The organism is Bacteroides sp. 90-K9/2 (genome assembly GCF_047310725.1).
Taxonomy (GTDB): domain Bacteria; phylum Bacteroidota; class Bacteroidia; order Bacteroidales; family Bacteroidaceae; genus Bacteroides; species Bacteroides vicugnae.
The window spans coordinates 346426-364413 of record NZ_JBCGVL010000001.1 but is presented as its reverse complement, the minus strand read 5'-3'; the positions used below and the strand labels follow the sequence as shown (position 1 = coordinate 364413).

Below are 17988 nucleotides of genomic sequence, written 5' to 3'. Positions count from 1 at the left end.
CTATGACGAATGAACAAAGCGCAACGCTGCTTCGCTTGAACAAACAGGCGCAGGTGGCCGCACTGAACGCCGTTGGATTCTCGGATATCACCGAGAACTCCCGCGCCTCTGAATTTGGACAACGTATCAAGTGGGCTGCCGGCCTGCTTGATTTGAATCTTGCCTGTAACCGCATCTCGGATAACTCCAAATGGTATTTCACCCGTGAGGAATGGAACTCCCTCACAGTTACCAACAAACAGTTGTTTATCAAACGCGGTCTTCGTATCCGTGCGCATGGACACTCCTTCGTAATTTCCGCCCAGGAGTGCTATAATGCCGACATGACTACCACCTTCTACTGGGGCGGTCAGGGCAAAGCCATAGACGGCCTGAATCAAAAAGGACTGGGCGCCATGTATGGCTGCTTCACGGGTGAGGAAGATACTGACCTCATTATCGCAACTCTGAAAGACCAAAATAATAGTGGTGTGATCGGTGCGCCAGCTGCCGAAGCCGCCCGCGCCTACCGTGCCTACACTTTGGAAAGTGACGGTATCGAGGATGAATCTAACTGGTTCCTTCCGTCATCCGGTCAAATGCTTTTGATGTACCGCTACCGCGATAAAATCAATGAGATGATGCGTACCTTCTGGAGTAGTGACAGTATGCTGATGACCGATAAATACTACTGGTCATCAACAATTTGGGATGTTAACTCCGTCTGGACGTTCGAACTGAATACCGGACGTATTACGAACCAAAACAAAAATTCAAATCTTCTCCATGTGAGAGCTGTTGCTTCTGAATAGTATTAACCTAAAATTATATAATAAAATGGATAAAAATATCGCTAACGCAATGCTTATGCGCCTGAATAAACAAGACCAAGTTGCAGCTTTGCAATCAATCGGTTTTACAACCGTCAATGAAAATACCCCTGCGAGTGACATCGCCAAGTATATGCAATGGGCAGGTACACTTCTTGACCTTTCTTTGGCTACGCTTCGAATCGAAGACGGTGAACAAGTCTTTTTCACGGCTTCCGAATGGAACTCCATGAGCGCGAATAACCGCTCCAAGTATATCCGTATCGGCATCCGGCTACGTGCCGAATGTCACCAGTTCATTATCGCCAAAAGCGACTGTGTCGCCGCCGACGGTACGAAAACCTTCAAATGGGGTGGCTACGGCACAGACCTGCGCGGCCTGAAAAACTACGGCAGTGGTAACCAAGGACTCTATGATACGTTCGACGGCAAAGAAAATACCGATGTAATCCTTGAAACCCTTGCAGGCGTCAAGGACACTCAGGGAACTGTCGGCGCTCCTGCTGCTGAAGCCGCCCGCGCATACCGTGGCTGTACCCTTGAAAACGACGGTATCGAAGATACAACCGTGTGGAACCTGCCCGCACTGGGGGAACTTATGCTTGTGGCCAAGTATAAAACCGAAATCAATGAGCTCATAACTTCTATGTTTGGTAATCAAAATATATTTACAAACGAATGGTATTGGTCTAGTACCGAATATGACGCTTCCAGCAGTTGGAACGTGAGCTTCGGCAGCGGCGGCGTCTACACGGGCAGCCGCCAGTACGCGGGCCGGGTTCGTCCCCTCGCCGCAATAAACACTTTATCCCTTTAATTCTTTATCCCTTAGTGATTTAGCTAAATAAAAGCCCCGGTAGGGGCTTTTTAGTTTCACTTTTTTGTGCTAAAATTGTGTTAATTGCTTTACAGTTATTAACTTTGTGTCCTCTAATACATACATTAAAATATTAAAAAATTAACATGGCACTTACACAGGACCTTCCTATATCAAATTCGATGTATAAGCTTCTGAACCTTATCATTGATGCCCGGCAACAATTCCCCAAGGCGTTCCGGTATGAATTTGGTACGGAGTTGATGATGCTTGCCGTCCATTGTTGCGAATATATCCGTTATGCAAATACAGATATGAACCTTGAGCACCGTGCAGATTATCTGATGAAGTTTTTGTGTGAGTTTGATGCATTGAAATTACTGCTAAGAGTGTGTGAAGAACGACATTTGACCAGCCTGACTCAAACAGCTGAAATCTGTCTGCTTGCAGAGAGTATCGGTAAGCAAAGTACCGGCTGGTACAAAAAAACGGTTGCAGATCTCCAACGGCAAAAAGCTAACGGATTGCAACAAGTCGCAAAGCCGGAGCTGTAATCTTTACGGAGATTATGGGTGAGCAATTAGAATTATTTATTGGGCATCCCCCCGGTGATGAGCCGGGAAAGACTAAGATAGCGGATGCAACGGCTTCCAGCAGTTGGAACGTGAACTTCAACAACGGCAACGTCAACACGAACAACCGCCAGAACGCGAACCGGGTTCGTCCCCTCGCCGCAACAGGTAATATAATCTATGACATACTTCTTAGCAGTATTTTCGAAGCATCCGAAGATTGTGCCAGGCAGAAAAGAACGAGTACGGATTGTGTTGAGTTTTATAATGATTATCAGTCTGCATTGGTGCGGCTATGGTATTCTATTATTTACGGTGAATATGTACCGGACTTTTCAAAAGTATTCATACGGACTTACCCGGTATATCGGGAGGTTTTTGCCGCCGCTTTCATTGATCGTGTTGTCCATCACTGGATCGCTCTTCGTATCGAGCCGATTTTAGAGGAACGTTTTCGGGAACAAGGGAACGTCTCGAAGAACTGCCGGAAAGGTGAGGGATGTCTGTCTGCCGTGCACTATCTGAATAACATGATAGTCGAGGTCAGTGAGAATTATACTGCCGATGCGTACATTTTCAAAGATGACCTGTTCAGTTTCTTCATGTCTATCTCGAAATCGTTGGTATGGGAAATGCTGAACATATTCGTAAGGGACAATTATAAAGGCGATGATATTGAATGTCTGCTTTATCTTCTAGCCGTTACTATCTTTCATTGTCCACAAAATAAGTGTATCAGACGCTCTCCCGTCTCCATGTGGGACAAACTTCCCAGTAATAAAAGTCTGTTTCATAATGACCCTGACAGGGGAGTGGCTATCGGGAACCTGCCGTCGCAACTCATAGCCAACTTTCTGGCGTCTGTATATGATTATTTCGTGATGAAAATACTGGGATTCATGTATTATGTACGCTTTGTTGATGACTTTTGTATCGTAGTGAAATCACCGGAAGAAATATTGTCCAAAGTCCATCTTCTTGATGGTTTCTTGAAAGAACAGCTTCTTTTACAGTTGCATCCGAAGAAACTGTATCTTCAGCATTATAAAAAAGGAGTATTGTTTGTAGGGGCGTTCATTTTGCCGGGTAGAATTTATGTATCTGACAGGGTGGTTGGTAACACATATAACGCTGTTAGAAAATTTAATAAAATAGCTGAAAGCGGGTTTGCTGAAGCACATGTTGAGAAGTTTGTGAGTACAATGAACTCTTATTATGGTCTGATGAAACACTTTGCAACGTACAATATCCGCCGTAAAATTGCAGCGATGTTACTTCCTGAATGGTGGGAATATGTTTATATCGAAGGACATTTTGAAAAGTTTGTATTGAAGAATAAATATAACCATAGAAAACAACTAATTAAACATATCAAAAAACATGGATCAAAAAAATATCTTACCGCGTGGGATTGCTAAGCCTATCGAGCAACAGCCGGACGGAACTTGGATTGTACGTCATCACTTCCGGGTGGTTGGTACCAGTGAGAATGGTGAAGAACTAGTAACTTTTGCCAGTTCGGAATATCCCGAGAAACCTACCTTGCAACAGATTCAAAGAAGTATTGACCGTTATCGGGTGTGTCTAACAATGTATGGAGATACAATTTCAGACGAAATAGAAAAGGTTGATCTTTCCGTGTATATGTTTACGGATTAATAGTTCAATCTGTTGGTTGTTTAGGGGTGCTTATCAAGCATCCCTTTTTTATTTATGGAAAAAGTGAAAATTATAATGTCTTGTTTTATAGATATTTATCATAGAATTGATTTCCAAGATTTTCCATTTTTGTAAAACTCGTTATTATACTCAATACATTTGTTCCATACAGAATATTTTATTAATAATTAAATGCTATGAGTATAAAAGTATTGTATGATTGGATTTTGCAATCTAACCGACCGGCACACGTCAAAGCCGGGATGTTCGTCTTTGTTGTAATGCTTGTTTTCTGTTTCCTTCTATTAGGCATTGATTTCTGTAAATCTGCTATTGTTTCTTTAACGACAACCGCCATTGCTGCAATAGTGGTTGAGTACATTCAGAAAAAGTGCGGGTTCATCTTTGATTGGCTGGATGCGTTAGCTACTGTCTTGTTTCCTGGTATAATTGCTATACTGGTTGTTCTTGTTCATTTCTATTGATTGAGAAAATAATGGGCTTAAATGAATGGTTAGCTGTAATAGGAGCATTGGGCGGGTTTGAAGCGATTAAATGGATCGTTAATTTTTACGTGAATCGCAAAACAAATGCGCGTAAGGAAGATGCTTCTGCTGATTCTATGGAAGATGAGAATGAGCGTAAGCAGGTGGATTGGTTAGAGGATCGTATTGCACAACGTGATATGAAGATAGACACTATTTATGTTGAATTACGTAATGAGCAAAATGATAAATTATCTTGGATACATAAATGTCATGAGTTGGAATTGCAGTTGAAAGATGCTGAACATAATCGCTGTGACCGGCCTGATAGTGAATGCGGTCGCCGTATTCCACCACGTAGAATTGCAATAATTAATAAAAAGGAGGAAGAAAATGAAAGTATTGATTGATAATGGTCATGGTAGTAATACTCCGGGTAAGTGTTCCCCGGATGGTAGGTTAAAAGAATACGCCTATACCCGTGAAATTGCCGGGCGTGTAGTATTTGAATTGCGTAAACTAGGAATTGATGCGGAACTGGTCGTGAAAGAAGAAGTGGATGTACCATTGGCAGAACGTTGCCGGAGAGTGAACGAGTATAAGGCTTCCGAAGCAATTCTTGTTTCTATTCATTGTAATGCAGCCGGTAATGGCTCAAATTGGATGCAGGCACGTGGTTGGGAAGCATGGACCAGTGTGGGGCAGACAAAAGCTGATAAGCTGGCTGACTATCTGTATGGAGCTGCTGAAGAATGTTTGCTTGGAATGAAGATACGGAAAGATATGGCAGACGGTGATCCAGATAAGGAGAGTGGTTTTTATATCTTGAAGCATACGAAGTGTCCGGCTGTTTTGACGGAAAACCTTTTTCAGGATAACAAGGAAGATGTGGATTTCTTGCTGTCAGAAGAAGGTAAACGGACTATTGTCTCTCTTCATGTGAAAGGTATTTGTAAATATCTGAAAGTATGAAAATGCTAATCTATATAACCATGTTCCTGATGTCAGGAATATGGTTTACTTCCTGCAAAACTTCTCATAACATTGAGTCACAAAAGCAGATTGACTATTCAGGGGATTTTTTGTATTTGCGAAACTTAATTGAATCATTACAGCTGGATGTGAATAAGCAAACGAAAGTTACTACTGACAAGTTGAGTGATCTGAAAATTGAGAATAAAACAGTTTACTTGTCGCTTCCGGATTCAACCGGAAAACAGTATCTAGTCAAAGAAAGTACTACCACCGCTTCCAAACAGGAGCAAGAACGGAGTGAAGTTGATGAAACATTATCCATTACTTTGCAGCAGTTCTCGAATCGACTTGATACTATAAGTAACAAGGTGAATGCTTTACTAAATCAAAGAGAGAAGGTAGTCGAGTTATCTTGGTGGGATTTACATAAAGATAAAGTTTATATAGGAGTAATTATTTTGATTATTATCTGTTGGCTAGCGTATGGATTAAGAAAGAAGCCATTTTGTTGAGAATACAATTCTTGATTAAAAATATATGGTTAAAAATACAATATTTGAGAAATAATATATATATTTGCAACTGTATAAACAAGTGCCTTCGTGCCGGAATACAAAGAAAATGTGTTCCGGCATATTTTTTTGCTCGGAATACAAATGTTTAACTTAAATAATTATTTGTATGGAACATGACAATTGTAGAATTACTGGCTTTGGAGCGATAAGTCAGGAAGATGCTCGGGAACTTGAAAGGCAACAAGCCGATTTACTTAAAGATGAGCTAAAATTCTTATCTTCTTCGGATGATAAACAAAGAATTTTAGCTATAAAAGAAAGACTAAAAGCTATTCGGAAATTAGCTGAAAATGATTAGTTAGAATTTAGCCCCGTTCAAGGATACGGGGCTTTCTAAATTTGTAGTTGTATTTTGTAACATAGCATAATATTGCTATTTTTTATAACTAATGTGATAACTATGGAAGATTGGAAAAAAAATGATGATGAAGATTTAGATGAAGAAGATATTTTATTAAGGAATAAATGTCGAGAAATGAGTGATGAGGAACTTAAAAACATAGTTCCTGTTTGGACAACTAATATTGAAAAAATGCAAGGGCCAATTTATCATCCTGCATATCCTGGTTCAAATTGTGTTTTTATGCGATGTAATCTTGAAAAGTTGATAGAACATTCAAGTAATTTGGATGATGTGGTTTTTAACAAAACATTTGATGGATATTGGCCTGAAGAATCTCGTTTTGCCAGAACTATAAACAGATGGCTTAATAAAGAATATGTTGATCCTCCTATTTTGGAGATGAAACAAGACGATCTCATCATAAAAGAAGGAAGACATCGAGCTATAATGGCCCAATACATTGGTGTGAAAGATATTATAGTTTGTGTTCCTCTGTATCTTATCGAAGATATGCAAAAATTAATAGATGCGGTTATTTTAGAAACTGATTAATAATTCATTATTGTACAAGAAAAAATGAGAGGTAGCCACAATTTGGCTACCTCTTTTATTTTGTAATCCTTCTAATCAACAACACATGAATCAACAAACTCTCCAGAAGGGTTACATAAGATAGTACTAATATATAATTGAAAAGTTCGGTCGGGAAAATAAAAAAGTGAGAACTTTTCTTTTAAGTCAAGTATAGCTATAATTGGTGAGCACTTGTATTATATTGTTTGCTGTGATAAATAGGAACAAACTTTAGTACCTTTGGAATCTATTATTTCTGGAAATATTTTTTATTTATCAAAATCATGATTATATTTGAATTGATAATATTGTTTTAAAACTTATTAGATTTTGATTTATGATAAGAATGAAAAGAAATGTAAAAGGTTGGCTCGTTTGGGGAACTATCATCCTCATATTAGTTATAATAGTCATTTTAGCTTTCTATTTTATTCAGACCAAAGGTAAGTTTGCAGATAAGACCGACTGGGGTGAATTTGGAAGTCTATTAGGAGCGATTTCAGGATTAATAGCATTCGTCGGAGTTTTATTTACATTAAGACAGAATAAACTGCAATTCTTGAATAGCGAGGATAGAGCTGTCTTTTTTGAGTTGCTTAGGATTTTCATTTCATATCGGGATGCCTTGCAAGTGAAAAGAATAGATTGGGCATATGATGAAAAACAATGTGAATGGAAAATAACTCCTTATAATGAGTTTTGTACACCAGAAAAAACTTATCGACAGATTTATGTAGAGTTATATCATACTTTCTATTTGGAAATTAGAAGAGGTATTCCTGAGAATTTTTCCAAAGAGGAATTTGTAAGGAGAATTATTCCCAAGAATATGTCTAAAGAGCAATGGATGCTTATATATGGTCAATTGAAGGCTGCCATTAACAACATTTATTCAGAGCATGAATTTGGAGTACATAAAGGAAAGATTAATATTTATCCTGTACATATAAACACCTATGATTACCTCTGTTTAAATGTAATTAAGATCTATTTTGAACAGAATAATTTCAAGCCCATAGCTGAAGCTTGTGCTAAAGCCGCTGATCATTGTTTTGCCCCATATAAAAATCAACTTGGCACATATTTTAGGAATGCTTATTATATTTTGGAAATGACTTCGGAATTCACTTCGCCCCTAAAATATTCGAATATATTTCGAGCGCAACTGTCAAAGTATGAACTTGTGTTGTTGTTTTTTAACTCATTTAGTTCATTATCAACAATTGAGACACGAAGGTTATACTTGAATGCCGATTTGTTCAATAACCTTGAGTTGAAAGATGTGCGATTGAAAGAGGGGATAAATGATGAATCTGTATCCCGCCGAATGGAATATATACATTTTCCACCAGTCTTGTTTCAAAAGGCAAACAAAAACGAATATATGTCTAGTGATTTGTTGGAAAAATTGTACAATGTGATTCTTTCAGAAAATAATATACTATAGAATGTTCGGTAGAAATAAAAAAGTGAGGGGAACCACCCCCTCACCAAAGTCAAACCAAAATAATCCGAATTATGTCCGTATTATCTTGATGTTGCAAAGATACAATTATTTTTCGATTAGACAATAAAAATCCCTGCATCGGCTCAATGCAGGGATGGTGTCAAATAAGAGCTTAACTGATTTTTAATGATGTCTGATGAATCATTTCGCTAACATCGTTCAAAGCGTTCAGGAACGTTTTGAGTTCATTGTCAGTAAAGCGAGCCTTTTTCCCGTTGACTATATTCCCGTTAATACGTTGATATAGCCAGTTTCTACTTTTACCAAAATATTTCTTTGCAATATAACTGAATGAGATTGCTTCGGGCAATTCTCCAAGTTTATCACGTAATATGGCTTCTTCCGCTCTTTCTATATAATCATTGCAGGCATTTACCGTTGCTTTTAGCCCAGCTTCAGATGCTTTTTTGTAGGCTTCCTTTTGGGCTTCCGGTAGTTTATTATATTTATTCTGCATTTCCTTTTTGAAAGCTTCTTTTTCTTCTGTGGTTTTTAGTTCTTTGAATCTTTCAAAGTCAGCCTGCATTTCTTTTGTTGGCAGGCAATCATTCCAATCTATCATAGCTTTTAATGTTTGTCCCTCCCCGAAAGGAGGGATGTTAATTACAACTTTTTTAATTTCTCTTGGATTTCGTTCATCCGATCGAGTATGTCATTTATAAGCGCTTCCCGTTCTTTGGCATTTTCAGGAACCCCATAGGCCTCGTGAAATGAAGCGAGAAGTTTTAAATTCTCATACTCTTGTTCTAATTCTTTTTTTTCTTCATCTTTCATCAGTTAAACATTAAAATTAAGAACTCTTATTTGACACTACAAAGATAATAAGCATTTGGTTATTATGCAAATTCTTAGTGATTTATTTTATATGTGATTATTCATTTTTCAAGTTGTCAAGTATTTCCCTGATTGCTTTATCAGCGTGTTTCCTCATTATTGTGACATAGTTGAAGATTGGTCTATCTTCTTTCATTGATTGCCCGATACAGTATTCCAGTGTACTAAGAGGAATTCCCAAGTCATATCCATGTTGGACGAAAGATTTGCGGGCTGAATACAGGGTGAATTTATGCCTGATTCCTGCCACCTTGCCCAGTTGGCTGATTTTCCTGGCCAGCAGGTTATAGCAGGAGGTATAGTTCTTGTATTTTCCGAATATAATTTTCCCTGTATTCTTTTTCATATACTTTTTTATAATGGGCTTTGCTTCTTCGGGAATGGAAAAGGAAATCAGGGAGTCCCCCTCTTTGGTGTTTTTGGTCTTTTTTCGGATGTAGTTTATTTCATCCGTCCGGAAATCGTATGCTAGTATGTCTACTAGGTTCATGCCGGCAAGATAATAAGTAAGCATGAAAATGTCCCGTGTGACGTTGAGATTGTAATGCTCTAAATTGGCGTCCCTGATTGTCTTGAGTTCTTCGACGGTGATTTGCGTTTCCCTCTTTTGGGCTGATGGAATTCTGGCTGTGATGAAAGGGTCGATATCGTAGGTGACGTATCTCATCTTTATAGCATAGTTAATGATAACCTTTAGCAGGGTTATGTAGATGTTGATTGTGGTGCTTGACAGCTTTGTCTTTTTGAGCCATGATATATACTGGTTCATTCTGATAGGGGTGATATGCTCCATGAGAGAACCGCTCCCGATGAATTGCATAAACTTGTTTGTGGCCAACCGATAGAGTTTGTATGTCTTGGTACGTTCTTCTTTATCTATTTGGGACAGATATTCATCCACGACATCCTCGAACTTACGGTGCTTTTCTCCGTTTAACGGGTTAGTTATCATTCTGACTAATTGCGTACAAGTGAGCGAATCAGGGTATTCCAGTTCCATGTATCGCTTGAAATAAAGATTGTATAGCTGTTGTAATTTTGTATTGAGAAAATCCTTGTCTGGACGGTGTATTATTTTCCCGTTCTTAAACTCGTTTTCCCTTACCACTATATCCGTTGTGATGAATCTCGTTTCGGAGTTGTGTGCGACTCGAATTCTTATTTTGTGTGTCCCGTCTGATAACTTCTTTGCGGGAACTATTACCAATGTTAATGTAGCCATAATTTGTGTTTTTAGGGTAAAAATGGCGTTTTCGACCATTATTTTTTTAACATCCTATTGTAATTTACTTATAATCAGATTCTAATCCGGGAATTTTTCGACCATAATCCGACCATTTTATAGCGTCAAAAGTGACGTTTTTGTTCTCTAATATAGACTACTAATTGATAAGAAAAATAGTTCGATTTTGCTTTTAATATACTGTATATCAGTAAAATAAAAAATCGGAAGCTCATGCTCGCTCGCAGGCTTCCGATCAACACAAAAACTAAACTAGACTTAACTAAACTATTCTATTCTTGGAATTTCACAATCCCTTTCTGTTCTTTGCAAAGGTAGATATAAAACGGGTTTTGACAAACTATAATCGACAAAAATCACTTTTTTACCGATAAATTCATGAATAATCAGCTCCTTTCGTCAAGAAAAGTCTGAAAAACTTGTTTGTAACTATCGCTGATAGGAATATATGTCTTGTCAAAAACAATACGGCCGCGGTCGATCACGCGTATCTTATCTTTTTGTACGATGAATGAGCGGTGCACACGTATGAAACGGCTGGAAGGTAAAAGTTCCTCCATTGCTTTCATACTCATCAGTGATAGAATGGGTTTGGAAGCATCTTCCGTATATATTTTAATATAATCTTTCAGTCCTTCGATATACATGATTTTCTTCAAGTCCACTTGCACCAGTTTGTAGTCACTTTTCACAAAGATACTGTCTATCTCTTCCGGTTTCTGCACAAGTTCGAACCATTGAAGGGCTTTGTTGGCGGCTTGCAGGAAATCGACGTATGAGATCGGTTTCAGCAGGTAATCGAGTGCATTGACACGATAACCGTCGATGGCATACTGTCCGAAAGCAGTGGTAAACACAATGCGGGTGTGCGGATCTACCATCTTCGAAAACTCCAAACCATTAAGCTCCGGCATCTGGATGTCCAGAAACAGGAGATCGACCTCTTCGCCAGGCAATTCTTTCATTGCCTGAACCGCACTGGAATACTTTCCTATGAGTTGCAGGAACGGGGTTTTATTCACGTAACTCTCTAACAAGCTAAGAGCTAACGGCTCATCGTCAACAATTGCACAACGTAACATCATACTAATTTATATCTAAAGTTCTTATATCCAATGTTTTGAAATCTACTCTTTGATCTTGATGCTTAATCTCGATTCGTATACTTTTTCATCCTTTGAGATGCCTTTCGACCAAGTATAAGCCCCGGGATAAAGAATCTCCAACCGGCGGCTGACTTGCTCCAGTCCCACACCCGAGCCACTTTTATCCTCCACTGTCTTTGGATGATTACTGTTGCGGATTTCGCAAATCACCTCCTTATCATTCTCCGAAAGATGAATACTGATGAAACTCGATTCAGTAGGGGAGATGCCATGCTTGAAAGCATTCTCTATCAATGAGATAAAGATAAGCGGGGCTATAAGCGTCTGGCTGTCGGGCTGAATATCGAATTTAGTAATCATCTGTACATTGGCCGACAAGCGGATGCGCATCAGTTCAATGTAATTCCGGATAAAATCAACCTCCTTGCAGAGAGGAACGTATGTCTGTTGATTATCATATAACACATAACGAAGCAGTTTGCTCAACTCCTGAACTGCTTGTTGCGCCTTGTCCGAATCAAATGCAATCAGTGCATAGATATTATTCAGTGTATTCAGCAGAAAGTGAGGGTTCAGTTGGTTCCGTAGATTTTTCAGTTCCGCTTCCGCACGGTTTCGTTCCGCTTCTTTGCGGGCTGCTTCATTCTGCGTCCATCGCGCGCTCATACGGATAGCGGCACTTAGACCGATAGTAAATACGAGGCTCAACATATCTCTAAGGAAGAACAACCATCCCGGAGGCATCCCCGGTCTTTTGGATTTGGGCATAAATGACGGATCGAATGTCAGGCTTTGCCAGAGATGTAACAAAATGCCGATGACACATAAAAAGATAATGTTGTAGACGATATATCTTTTGGCCTGACTCTGAAACAGGTAACGGGGAACAAGAATGAAATAATTCACGTAGAACGCAATCATGAAAGAGAGTGGTACAGCAAGATGGCGTATATAGGCCATCCAGTTAATGTTCCCGTTTCCACGTTCAACGAAGAAGAACGGGAAACCGAACATAATCCCCCAGCTGATAATGTGTATCAGTATCTCCAGGGGACGACGTGCGGATGTAAAGGTTTGTTTCATAAAGACAAAGATAATTTTTTTAATTGACAACCGACGGTTGTCAATCAATTATTCGTATCTGATGGCTTCTATCGGGTCTAAATCTGCTGCTTTCTTAGCCGGATACCATCCGAAGAAGACGCCCGTAATGGTACATACTGCGAAGGAAAGGAATACGCTCCACGGCTGGATATAGATAGGCCAATGCGCTACGCTCTTGACAATCCAGCTGGCCCCGCAACCGATAATTACTCCGATGATACCTCCCGTGATACTAATCATGATGGCCTCGATAAGGAATTGGCTTAGAATATCGACTCCACGTGCACCGACGGACATACGCAGACCGATTTCACGGGTGCGTTCCGTAACGGATACATACATGATATTCATAATTCCGATACCACCCACTACCAGCGAAATGCCTGCAATACAAGCCAGCAGGGTTGTCATCAGGTCGGTGGTTGAGTTGAGCATCGTGCTCAATTCCTGTTGGGTACGGATGGTGAAATCATCGTCATCCGAAGCTTTCAGTTTATGGTTGCGACGGAGGATCGTACTGATTTCGTCAGTAGCATAATCCGTCATATCTTCGGTGAGGGCAGAGGCAAACACTCCCTGCAAATATGTAACGGCAAGCAGACGTTTCATCACTGTGGTGTATGGTGCAAGCACTACTGCATCTTGGTCTTGTCCCATAGAGTTGTAGCCTTTGGCTTTGAGCACACCTACCACACGAAGCGGTATTTTACTGAAACGAATAATCTTACCTACCGGATCACTTCCGTCCGGAAAAAGATTGTCTACTATCGTCTTTCCGATCACACACACTTTGGCCGAACTTTGTATGTCGGCTTCTGTGAACATCTCTCCGTTTTCAACAGTCAGTTGGCGGATGTCGAGATATTCTGTTCCGACACCATTCACGGAAGCCGGGTAGTTGTTGTTTCCGGCAATGAGTTGTCCCGATGATGAAACATTGGGACTGATGGCGGACAGGAAACTTGTCTCATCGCGCAAGGCTTCGTAGTCGGCAAGCTTCAAAGTCTGCATGGCAGACGGGTCCTGACGGACACCTCCACGCATATCGGCTCCCGGATGAATCATAATCATGTTCGATCCCATCTCGGAAATCTGCTGCTGGATGCTTTTCTTCGAACCTTGTCCGATAGCCAGCATCGTGATGACGGAAGCAACACCGATAATGATACCGAGCATGGTTAGAAAAGCACGCAGCTTATTGTTCGCCAATGCCCGGAGAGCTATCTTAAATAAATTAGTTCCATTCATAATGAATAATTTGCTAATTTGTCCATATACTAATGGGGTAATTTCCTGAAGGTATAGTCACCCAAGCTGTTTATTGTACAGCAATCGGCACATTAGTATATCGGCACATTGAATAATTATTAATCCTCGTCGTTTTTCGGCAATGCAGCCAGCGCTTCGGCGGCAGACAGAATTTTCGGATTGGTCGTATCTTCTATAACCTGACCGTCACGCAGACGGATATTCCGGCTGCTATATTGCGAAAGTTCGGGATTATGTGTGACAAAGATAATCGTACGTCCCTCTGCATGAAGCTTTTGAAATAGTACAAGTATCTCGAAAGAGGTACGGCTGTCGAGGTTTCCGGTCGCTTCGTCGGCAAGAATCACTGCCGGATTGTTGACCAATGCGCGTGCAATGGCAACGCGTTGCATCTGTCCACCGGACATCTGGTTGGATTTATGTTCCAGGCGGTCTCCCAATCCTACAGCCTGTAAGGATTCGATGGCACGGCGACGGCGTTCGGAAGCGCTCACGGCAGAGTTGTACATAAGCGGTAGTTCCACATTTTCTACAGCCGTCGTTTTAGGTAACAAGTTGTAGCTTTGGAACACGAAGCCAATCTTCCGGTTTCTTAGTACCGCACGTTGAGGCTTGCTCATCGTACGTACAGGAATATCGTCGAGCAGATACTCTCCGCTGGTTGGGGTGTCCAGACAGCCTAATATATTAAGCAGCGTGGATTTCCCCGAACCGGAAGTCCCCATGATGGTGACAAACTCCCCTTCATTGATATTGAACGAAACGCCCCGCAATGCGTGGACAGTTTCGTCGCCTACCTGAAAGTTACGTTTGATATTTTGTATTTCAATTACTTTTTTCATCGTAAATAATGTGTTAAGAGAGTGTGTCAAAACGCAGATTAACGCAATTTATCGCAGATTATTTCAATTATATTGATATATTAATCAACGACTTATACAATTATTTCTGCGATAAATCGCGTTAATCTGCATTTTATTATTCATTATGGCACCCTCTTTAATAATTATTATTTCTTCTTACTTCCCGGACGGCTAGGCATGAACGGACTTCTTTCTCCGCCACTTTCCTGATTCCCTTCAGCGGCTACATTTTCACCGGGCATTGCTCCTATGGTAGCTTCTGTCACAACTTTTGTTCCTTCGGAAATACCACTGATAATCTCTGTAGATATACCGTTGCTGATTCCGATTTCTACCGGATGAGCGGTGAATGTAGTTCCTTCACGAGTCCAGAGTTTGTGTTCGCCTTCGCAATCTTTTACGATGTCATTATTGCCGATTAGAGGTTTTTCCGGTGTGAATCGCAGTGCTTTGTTCGGAACGGACAACACATCCTTTTTATCAAGAATATAGATAGTGACATTAGCCGTCAAACGCGGTTTCAGTTTCAGATCAGGGTTGGGAGCAGAGATTACAACTTCATAAGTAACCACTGTAGTAGTGGTACTTGTGCTGCTCGTGCTGCTTGCGTCTCCCAGACGAATCTGTGTAACTACACCTTCGAATACATCATTCGGATAAGCATCTACCGTGAAGCTGGCACGCTGGCCTTCTACTACGCCGCCTATATCGGCTTCATCCACATCGGTTACCACTTGCATCTGTGTCAGGTCGGCAGCGATGGTGAACAGTGTCGGAGTTTCGAATCCGGAAGCAACGGTTTGTCCTGCTTCCACATCACGGCTGATGACTACTCCGTCAATCGGTGAGGTGATAGTAGCATAAGCCAGGTTACGTTCCGCTTTTGCGAGCGATGCCTTACTGCTGTCATAGCTGCTTTTTGCTTTCTGGTAGTTGTAGAGGGCCTGTTCGAAATCCGTATCACTAATCAGTGACTTTTCATGTAAGCCTTTGCTGCGTTCATAATTCTTCTTCTGATATTCATATTCGGCTTTTGCACCATCGTACGTTGCCTGTTGTGATGCCAGTTCACTTTGCAATGTGGCACGGTCCATTTCGGCAATCAACTGTCCTTTGGTTACTACCGAGTTGTAATCTACGTAAATCTTGTCGATGATACCGGAAACCTGTGTACCGACTTCTACTTCCGTCACCGGTTCGATGGTTCCGGTAGCAGTCACCGAATTTGAAATATCGCCTTTGCTCACGTTGGCAGTGGCGTAGGTGACTTTGTGCTTGGCCGGTGAACCTGCAAAGAACCAGATTCCTGCACCTGCTACCACAACGACTGCCACAGCGATTAAGATAATCTTTTTAGTTTTCATTCGTTTATTATGCTTTTATTTAGATTGCTAATTGATCTCCCTGATAGAACTTCAGCAGTTGCATATTCAGTATGGCCATATATTTAGCCTGAAGCTGTTCCTGCTGTGCTTGCAGCAAGTTATTCTTTTCAGTAAGAAGTTCTATGGTATTCTTCATTCCCAGATTAAACTGTTCGCTAATCAACTCATAGCTGATTTGTGTACTCTTCAACTTCTCGTTTGCTGCTGCATAGCGTTGCTGTGCACTGTTAGCATCCAGCCAGAGTCCTTCAATGGTTTTGTACAGCGTCTTTTGTTCGTCGAGCAAGGATAACATGCTCGTCTCGTATTGCAGTTTAGCTTTCTGTACGGCACTTTTAGTTTGACGGTTATTGAAGATCGGCACACTGACAGATAATCCGATGGAATTGTTCCATCCGTTTTTCACTTGCTCTCCAAAAGTGAAGTCACTGCCGTTGGTATGGTTGGTACCGATTCCGGCGCTAAGGCTGATCGTGGGAAAATAACTCGATTTGGCAATATCGATACCCAGTTCGGAAGCTTCTACATTAAGTTTGCTCGCTTCAATTTCGGGGCGAAGACTCAATGCACTAATGTACACATCTTTTTTTGTAGGCAATGGAGCCAGTACATTTTCGTCGGACAGGGCGGGGAGATAGATGTTCATTTCATTCTCCCCATCCAGTTCGAGCAGTTGTTTCAGTTGTAATTTGTAATCTTCAAGAGTGGCTTGCGCTGTGACAAGTTGGTATCGGTCTGTGCTCACTTGTGCTTCTAGTTGGGCAAAATCGCTTTTGGCAATGCTTCCGGCGTTCAGAAGTTCCTGTCCGCGGTCGCGCTGCGCAATAGAAACTTGCAGGGTACTTTCGTTTACTTTAACAGACTCGGCTGCATAAAGAATCTGGATATACACTTGGGCGATAGATTCCTGAATGTTATTTTCGGAAGTCGCTACGTCCAGTTCGGCTACCTGATTGTTCAACTTTTCCTGTTGGATGGTTTTCAGTCTTTTGTTACCATTATATAGAGTCCACGACGCATTCAGTCCATAATTACCATTGTAGCTTGTTTTGCTGTTACTACTGATAATTTCGCTGCCACTCACCCGGCTACTCGTCTCTTGATACGGACGGTTCACCACTTGCTGGCTGGTAGAGAACGAAAGACTGGGAAACAAGGCAGCCTTAGCTGTCTTCACATCAATCTGCGTGCTAGCCGCAGTGATCCGGTTCTTGCGAATCGTGATGTTCTGCTCTTTTGCGTAGTCGATGCATGACTGCAAATCCCATTGAGCCGGAATTTTCGTTTCTTTCAGCGTATCGACTTGCAGCGGAGAAACTTGGGCGGATATGCCGGACAGCATACCTGCTCCAAGAAATGTCATCACTGTCAATCTTCTTACATTTATCATATTCATACTTCTATTGATTTACTGTTGGCGAAGGTACGTACATATTATATATGCCGCAAAAACGATAGACGGATGACGGATTTTCGCCGTTAAATGTTTTTTTTCTGTCGATAGGCAGGTTTTTGAAGAAAAACACAACAAATCACACAACTTTTTTGACTAGTTGTTTGTTTTAATTATAAAAAATGTATATTTGTACTCATTACAAATTATAACGTCAACATATGAAGAATACACTGCTTACGATCTGGAACTTCTATTTGGAGGGCTTCCGTAGTATGACCTTGGGGCGTACCCTTTGGGTTATCATTCTGCTGAAATTATTCGTCATGTTCTTCATCCTTAAAATGTTCTTCTTCCCTGATTTCCTCCGTGACCATCCTACGGATGACGACAAGGGAACATACGTGGGAAACGAACTGATAGAACGTGCCATCCCCGGTAAATCTACTGATTTTTAACTCTTAAACTACATAGGA

General features: G+C 40.8%; 22 protein-coding genes. 13 read left to right on the top strand and 9 right to left on the bottom strand.

Annotation, left to right across the window (positions count from 1 at the left end; genetic code table 11):
* Nucleotides 1–2: 2 nt before the first annotated feature.
* The 12 genes from AAHJ11_RS01325 to AAHJ11_RS01270 all read left to right on the top strand — a co-directional run bounded on the left by AAHJ11_RS01325 (nt 3) and on the right by AAHJ11_RS01270 (nt 8255).
* Nucleotides 3–791, top strand: a complete 789-nt coding sequence (locus AAHJ11_RS01325; protein ID WP_413578950.1) for a Vir protein — start codon at nt 3–5, stop codon at nt 789–791.
* 25 nt (nt 792–816) lie between these two features.
* The gene (locus AAHJ11_RS01320) at nt 817–1626 is read left to right on the top strand and encodes a DUF1566 domain-containing protein (protein WP_413578949.1); all 810 of its coding nucleotides are present in this window, start codon (nt 817–819) and stop codon (nt 1624–1626) included.
* Nucleotides 1627–1772: 146 nt separating this feature from the next.
* Nucleotides 1773–2180 (top strand): four helix bundle protein, encoded by a 408-nt coding sequence (locus AAHJ11_RS01315; protein ID WP_413578948.1) that lies wholly within the window; start codon nt 1773–1775, stop codon nt 2178–2180.
* 14 nt (nt 2181–2194) lie between these two features.
* Nucleotides 2195–3616 carry an RNA-directed DNA polymerase gene (locus AAHJ11_RS01310; protein WP_413578947.1) on the top strand — a complete coding sequence of 474 codons (1422 nt, stop codon included), beginning with the start codon at nt 2195–2197 and terminating at the stop codon, nt 3614–3616.
* Nucleotides 3579–3857 carry a hypothetical protein gene (locus AAHJ11_RS01305; RefSeq protein ID WP_004300310.1) on the top strand — a complete coding sequence of 93 codons (279 nt, stop codon included), beginning with the start codon at nt 3579–3581 and terminating at the stop codon, nt 3855–3857. Before AAHJ11_RS01310 ends, AAHJ11_RS01305 begins: the two co-directional genes overlap by 38 nt.
* Before the next feature lie 197 nt (nt 3858–4054).
* Complete coding sequence (locus AAHJ11_RS01300) at nt 4055–4342, top strand: hypothetical protein (protein WP_413578945.1); 288 nt, start codon at nt 4055–4057, stop codon at nt 4340–4342.
* 11 nt (nt 4343–4353) lie between these two features.
* On the top strand, nt 4354–4752 hold the full coding sequence (locus AAHJ11_RS01295) for a hypothetical protein (RefSeq protein ID WP_195475203.1): 399 nt from the start codon (nt 4354–4356) through the stop codon (nt 4750–4752).
* Entirely contained in the window at nt 4736–5314 is a 579-nt protein-coding gene (locus tag AAHJ11_RS01290) for an N-acetylmuramoyl-L-alanine amidase (RefSeq protein WP_413578944.1), read from the top strand. Before AAHJ11_RS01295 ends, AAHJ11_RS01290 begins: the two co-directional genes overlap by 17 nt.
* Entirely contained in the window at nt 5311–5829 is a 519-nt protein-coding gene (locus AAHJ11_RS01285) for a hypothetical protein (RefSeq protein ID WP_024987000.1), read from the top strand. Before AAHJ11_RS01290 ends, AAHJ11_RS01285 begins: the two co-directional genes overlap by 4 nt.
* Before the next feature lie 169 nt (nt 5830–5998).
* On the top strand, nt 5999–6190 hold the full coding sequence (locus AAHJ11_RS01280) for a hypothetical protein (protein WP_413578942.1): 192 nt from the start codon (nt 5999–6001) through the stop codon (nt 6188–6190).
* 102 nt (nt 6191–6292) lie between these two features.
* Complete coding sequence (locus AAHJ11_RS01275; RefSeq protein WP_073344921.1) at nt 6293–6787, top strand: hypothetical protein; 495 nt, start codon at nt 6293–6295, stop codon at nt 6785–6787.
* 367 nt (nt 6788–7154) lie between these two features.
* The gene (locus AAHJ11_RS01270) at nt 7155–8255 is read left to right on the top strand and encodes a putative phage abortive infection protein (protein WP_413578941.1); all 1101 of its coding nucleotides are present in this window, start codon (nt 7155–7157) and stop codon (nt 8253–8255) included.
* 172 nt (nt 8256–8427) lie between these two features.
* Here AAHJ11_RS01270 and AAHJ11_RS01265 read toward each other — a convergent pair whose 3' ends face one another.
* The 9 genes from AAHJ11_RS01265 to AAHJ11_RS01225 form a co-directional block, all read right to left on the bottom strand.
* Nucleotides 8428–8877, bottom strand: coding sequence for a DUF5053 domain-containing protein (locus AAHJ11_RS01265; RefSeq protein ID WP_413578939.1), 450 nt, complete (start codon nt 8875–8877; stop codon nt 8428–8430).
* A gap of 41 nt (nt 8878–8918) precedes the next feature.
* Complete coding sequence (locus AAHJ11_RS01260) at nt 8919–9089, bottom strand: hypothetical protein (protein WP_004313367.1); 171 nt, start codon at nt 9087–9089, stop codon at nt 8919–8921.
* A gap of 97 nt (nt 9090–9186) precedes the next feature.
* On the bottom strand, nt 9187–10410 hold the full coding sequence (locus AAHJ11_RS01255; RefSeq protein WP_413578938.1) for a tyrosine-type recombinase/integrase: 1224 nt from the start codon (nt 10408–10410) through the stop codon (nt 9187–9189).
* A 368-nt stretch (nt 10411–10778) separates the two neighbouring features.
* Nucleotides 10779–11477: a LytTR family DNA-binding domain-containing protein gene (locus tag AAHJ11_RS01250; protein ID WP_320975309.1), complete on the bottom strand. Its 699-nt coding sequence runs from the start codon at nt 11475–11477 to the stop codon at nt 10779–10781.
* 42 nt (nt 11478–11519) lie between these two features.
* Nucleotides 11520–12581, bottom strand: coding sequence for a sensor histidine kinase (locus tag AAHJ11_RS01245; RefSeq protein ID WP_099145814.1), 1062 nt, complete (start codon nt 12579–12581; stop codon nt 11520–11522).
* A gap of 48 nt (nt 12582–12629) precedes the next feature.
* The gene (locus AAHJ11_RS01240) at nt 12630–13850 is read right to left on the bottom strand and encodes an ABC transporter permease (protein WP_099145813.1); all 1221 of its coding nucleotides are present in this window, start codon (nt 13848–13850) and stop codon (nt 12630–12632) included.
* A 119-nt stretch (nt 13851–13969) separates the two neighbouring features.
* Nucleotides 13970–14713 carry an ABC transporter ATP-binding protein gene (locus AAHJ11_RS01235; RefSeq protein WP_004300330.1) on the bottom strand — a complete coding sequence of 248 codons (744 nt, stop codon included), beginning with the start codon at nt 14711–14713 and terminating at the stop codon, nt 13970–13972.
* 167 nt (nt 14714–14880) lie between these two features.
* Nucleotides 14881–16098: an efflux RND transporter periplasmic adaptor subunit gene (locus AAHJ11_RS01230; protein WP_413578936.1), complete on the bottom strand. Its 1218-nt coding sequence runs from the start codon at nt 16096–16098 to the stop codon at nt 14881–14883.
* 19 nt (nt 16099–16117) lie between these two features.
* Nucleotides 16118–17515, bottom strand: a complete 1398-nt coding sequence (locus AAHJ11_RS01225; RefSeq protein WP_167511894.1) for a TolC family protein — start codon at nt 17513–17515, stop codon at nt 16118–16120.
* A 218-nt stretch (nt 17516–17733) separates the two neighbouring features.
* Here AAHJ11_RS01225 and AAHJ11_RS01220 point away from each other — a divergent pair, with 218 nt between their 5' ends.
* A complete protein-coding gene (locus AAHJ11_RS01220) occupies nt 17734–17970 on the top strand; it encodes a DUF4492 domain-containing protein (RefSeq protein WP_004300334.1) in 237 nt (78 codons plus the stop codon).
* Nucleotides 17971–17988: the final 18 nt, after the last annotated feature.

Coding starts and splice junctions, on each gene's coding strand:
- AAHJ11_RS01325 (WP_413578950.1), top strand. CDS start 3: ATGACGAATGAACAAAGCGCAACGCTGCTTCGCTTGAACAAACAGGCG.
- AAHJ11_RS01320 (WP_413578949.1), top strand. CDS start 817: ATGGATAAAAATATCGCTAACGCAATGCTTATGCGCCTGAATAAACAA.
- AAHJ11_RS01315 (WP_413578948.1), top strand. CDS start 1,773: ATGGCACTTACACAGGACCTTCCTATATCAAATTCGATGTATAAGCTT.
- AAHJ11_RS01310 (WP_413578947.1), top strand. CDS start 2,195: ATGGGTGAGCAATTAGAATTATTTATTGGGCATCCCCCCGGTGATGAG.
- AAHJ11_RS01305 (WP_004300310.1), top strand. CDS start 3,579: ATGGATCAAAAAAATATCTTACCGCGTGGGATTGCTAAGCCTATCGAG.
- AAHJ11_RS01300 (WP_413578945.1), top strand. CDS start 4,055: ATGAGTATAAAAGTATTGTATGATTGGATTTTGCAATCTAACCGACCG.
- AAHJ11_RS01295 (WP_195475203.1), top strand. CDS start 4,354: ATGGGCTTAAATGAATGGTTAGCTGTAATAGGAGCATTGGGCGGGTTT.
- AAHJ11_RS01290 (WP_413578944.1), top strand. CDS start 4,736: ATGAAAGTATTGATTGATAATGGTCATGGTAGTAATACTCCGGGTAAG.
- AAHJ11_RS01285 (WP_024987000.1), top strand. CDS start 5,311: ATGAAAATGCTAATCTATATAACCATGTTCCTGATGTCAGGAATATGG.
- AAHJ11_RS01280 (WP_413578942.1), top strand. CDS start 5,999: ATGGAACATGACAATTGTAGAATTACTGGCTTTGGAGCGATAAGTCAG.
- AAHJ11_RS01275 (WP_073344921.1), top strand. CDS start 6,293: ATGGAAGATTGGAAAAAAAATGATGATGAAGATTTAGATGAAGAAGAT.
- AAHJ11_RS01270 (WP_413578941.1), top strand. CDS start 7,155: ATGAAAAGAAATGTAAAAGGTTGGCTCGTTTGGGGAACTATCATCCTC.
- AAHJ11_RS01265 (WP_413578939.1), bottom strand. CDS start 8,877: ATGATAGATTGGAATGATTGCCTGCCAACAAAAGAAATGCAGGCTGAC.
- AAHJ11_RS01260 (WP_004313367.1), bottom strand. CDS start 9,089: ATGAAAGATGAAGAAAAAAAAGAATTAGAACAAGAGTATGAGAATTTA.
- AAHJ11_RS01255 (WP_413578938.1), bottom strand. CDS start 10,410: ATGGTCGAAAACGCCATTTTTACCCTAAAAACACAAATTATGGCTACA.
- AAHJ11_RS01250 (WP_320975309.1), bottom strand. CDS start 11,477: ATGATGTTACGTTGTGCAATTGTTGACGATGAGCCGTTAGCTCTTAGC.
- AAHJ11_RS01245 (WP_099145814.1), bottom strand. CDS start 12,581: ATGAAACAAACCTTTACATCCGCACGTCGTCCCCTGGAGATACTGATA.
- AAHJ11_RS01240 (WP_099145813.1), bottom strand. CDS start 13,850: ATGAATGGAACTAATTTATTTAAGATAGCTCTCCGGGCATTGGCGAAC.
- AAHJ11_RS01235 (WP_004300330.1), bottom strand. CDS start 14,713: ATGAAAAAAGTAATTGAAATACAAAATATCAAACGTAACTTTCAGGTA.
- AAHJ11_RS01230 (WP_413578936.1), bottom strand. CDS start 16,098: ATGAAAACTAAAAAGATTATCTTAATCGCTGTGGCAGTCGTTGTGGTA.
- AAHJ11_RS01225 (WP_167511894.1), bottom strand. CDS start 17,515: ATGAATATGATAAATGTAAGAAGATTGACAGTGATGACATTTCTTGGA.
- AAHJ11_RS01220 (WP_004300334.1), top strand. CDS start 17,734: ATGAAGAATACACTGCTTACGATCTGGAACTTCTATTTGGAGGGCTTC.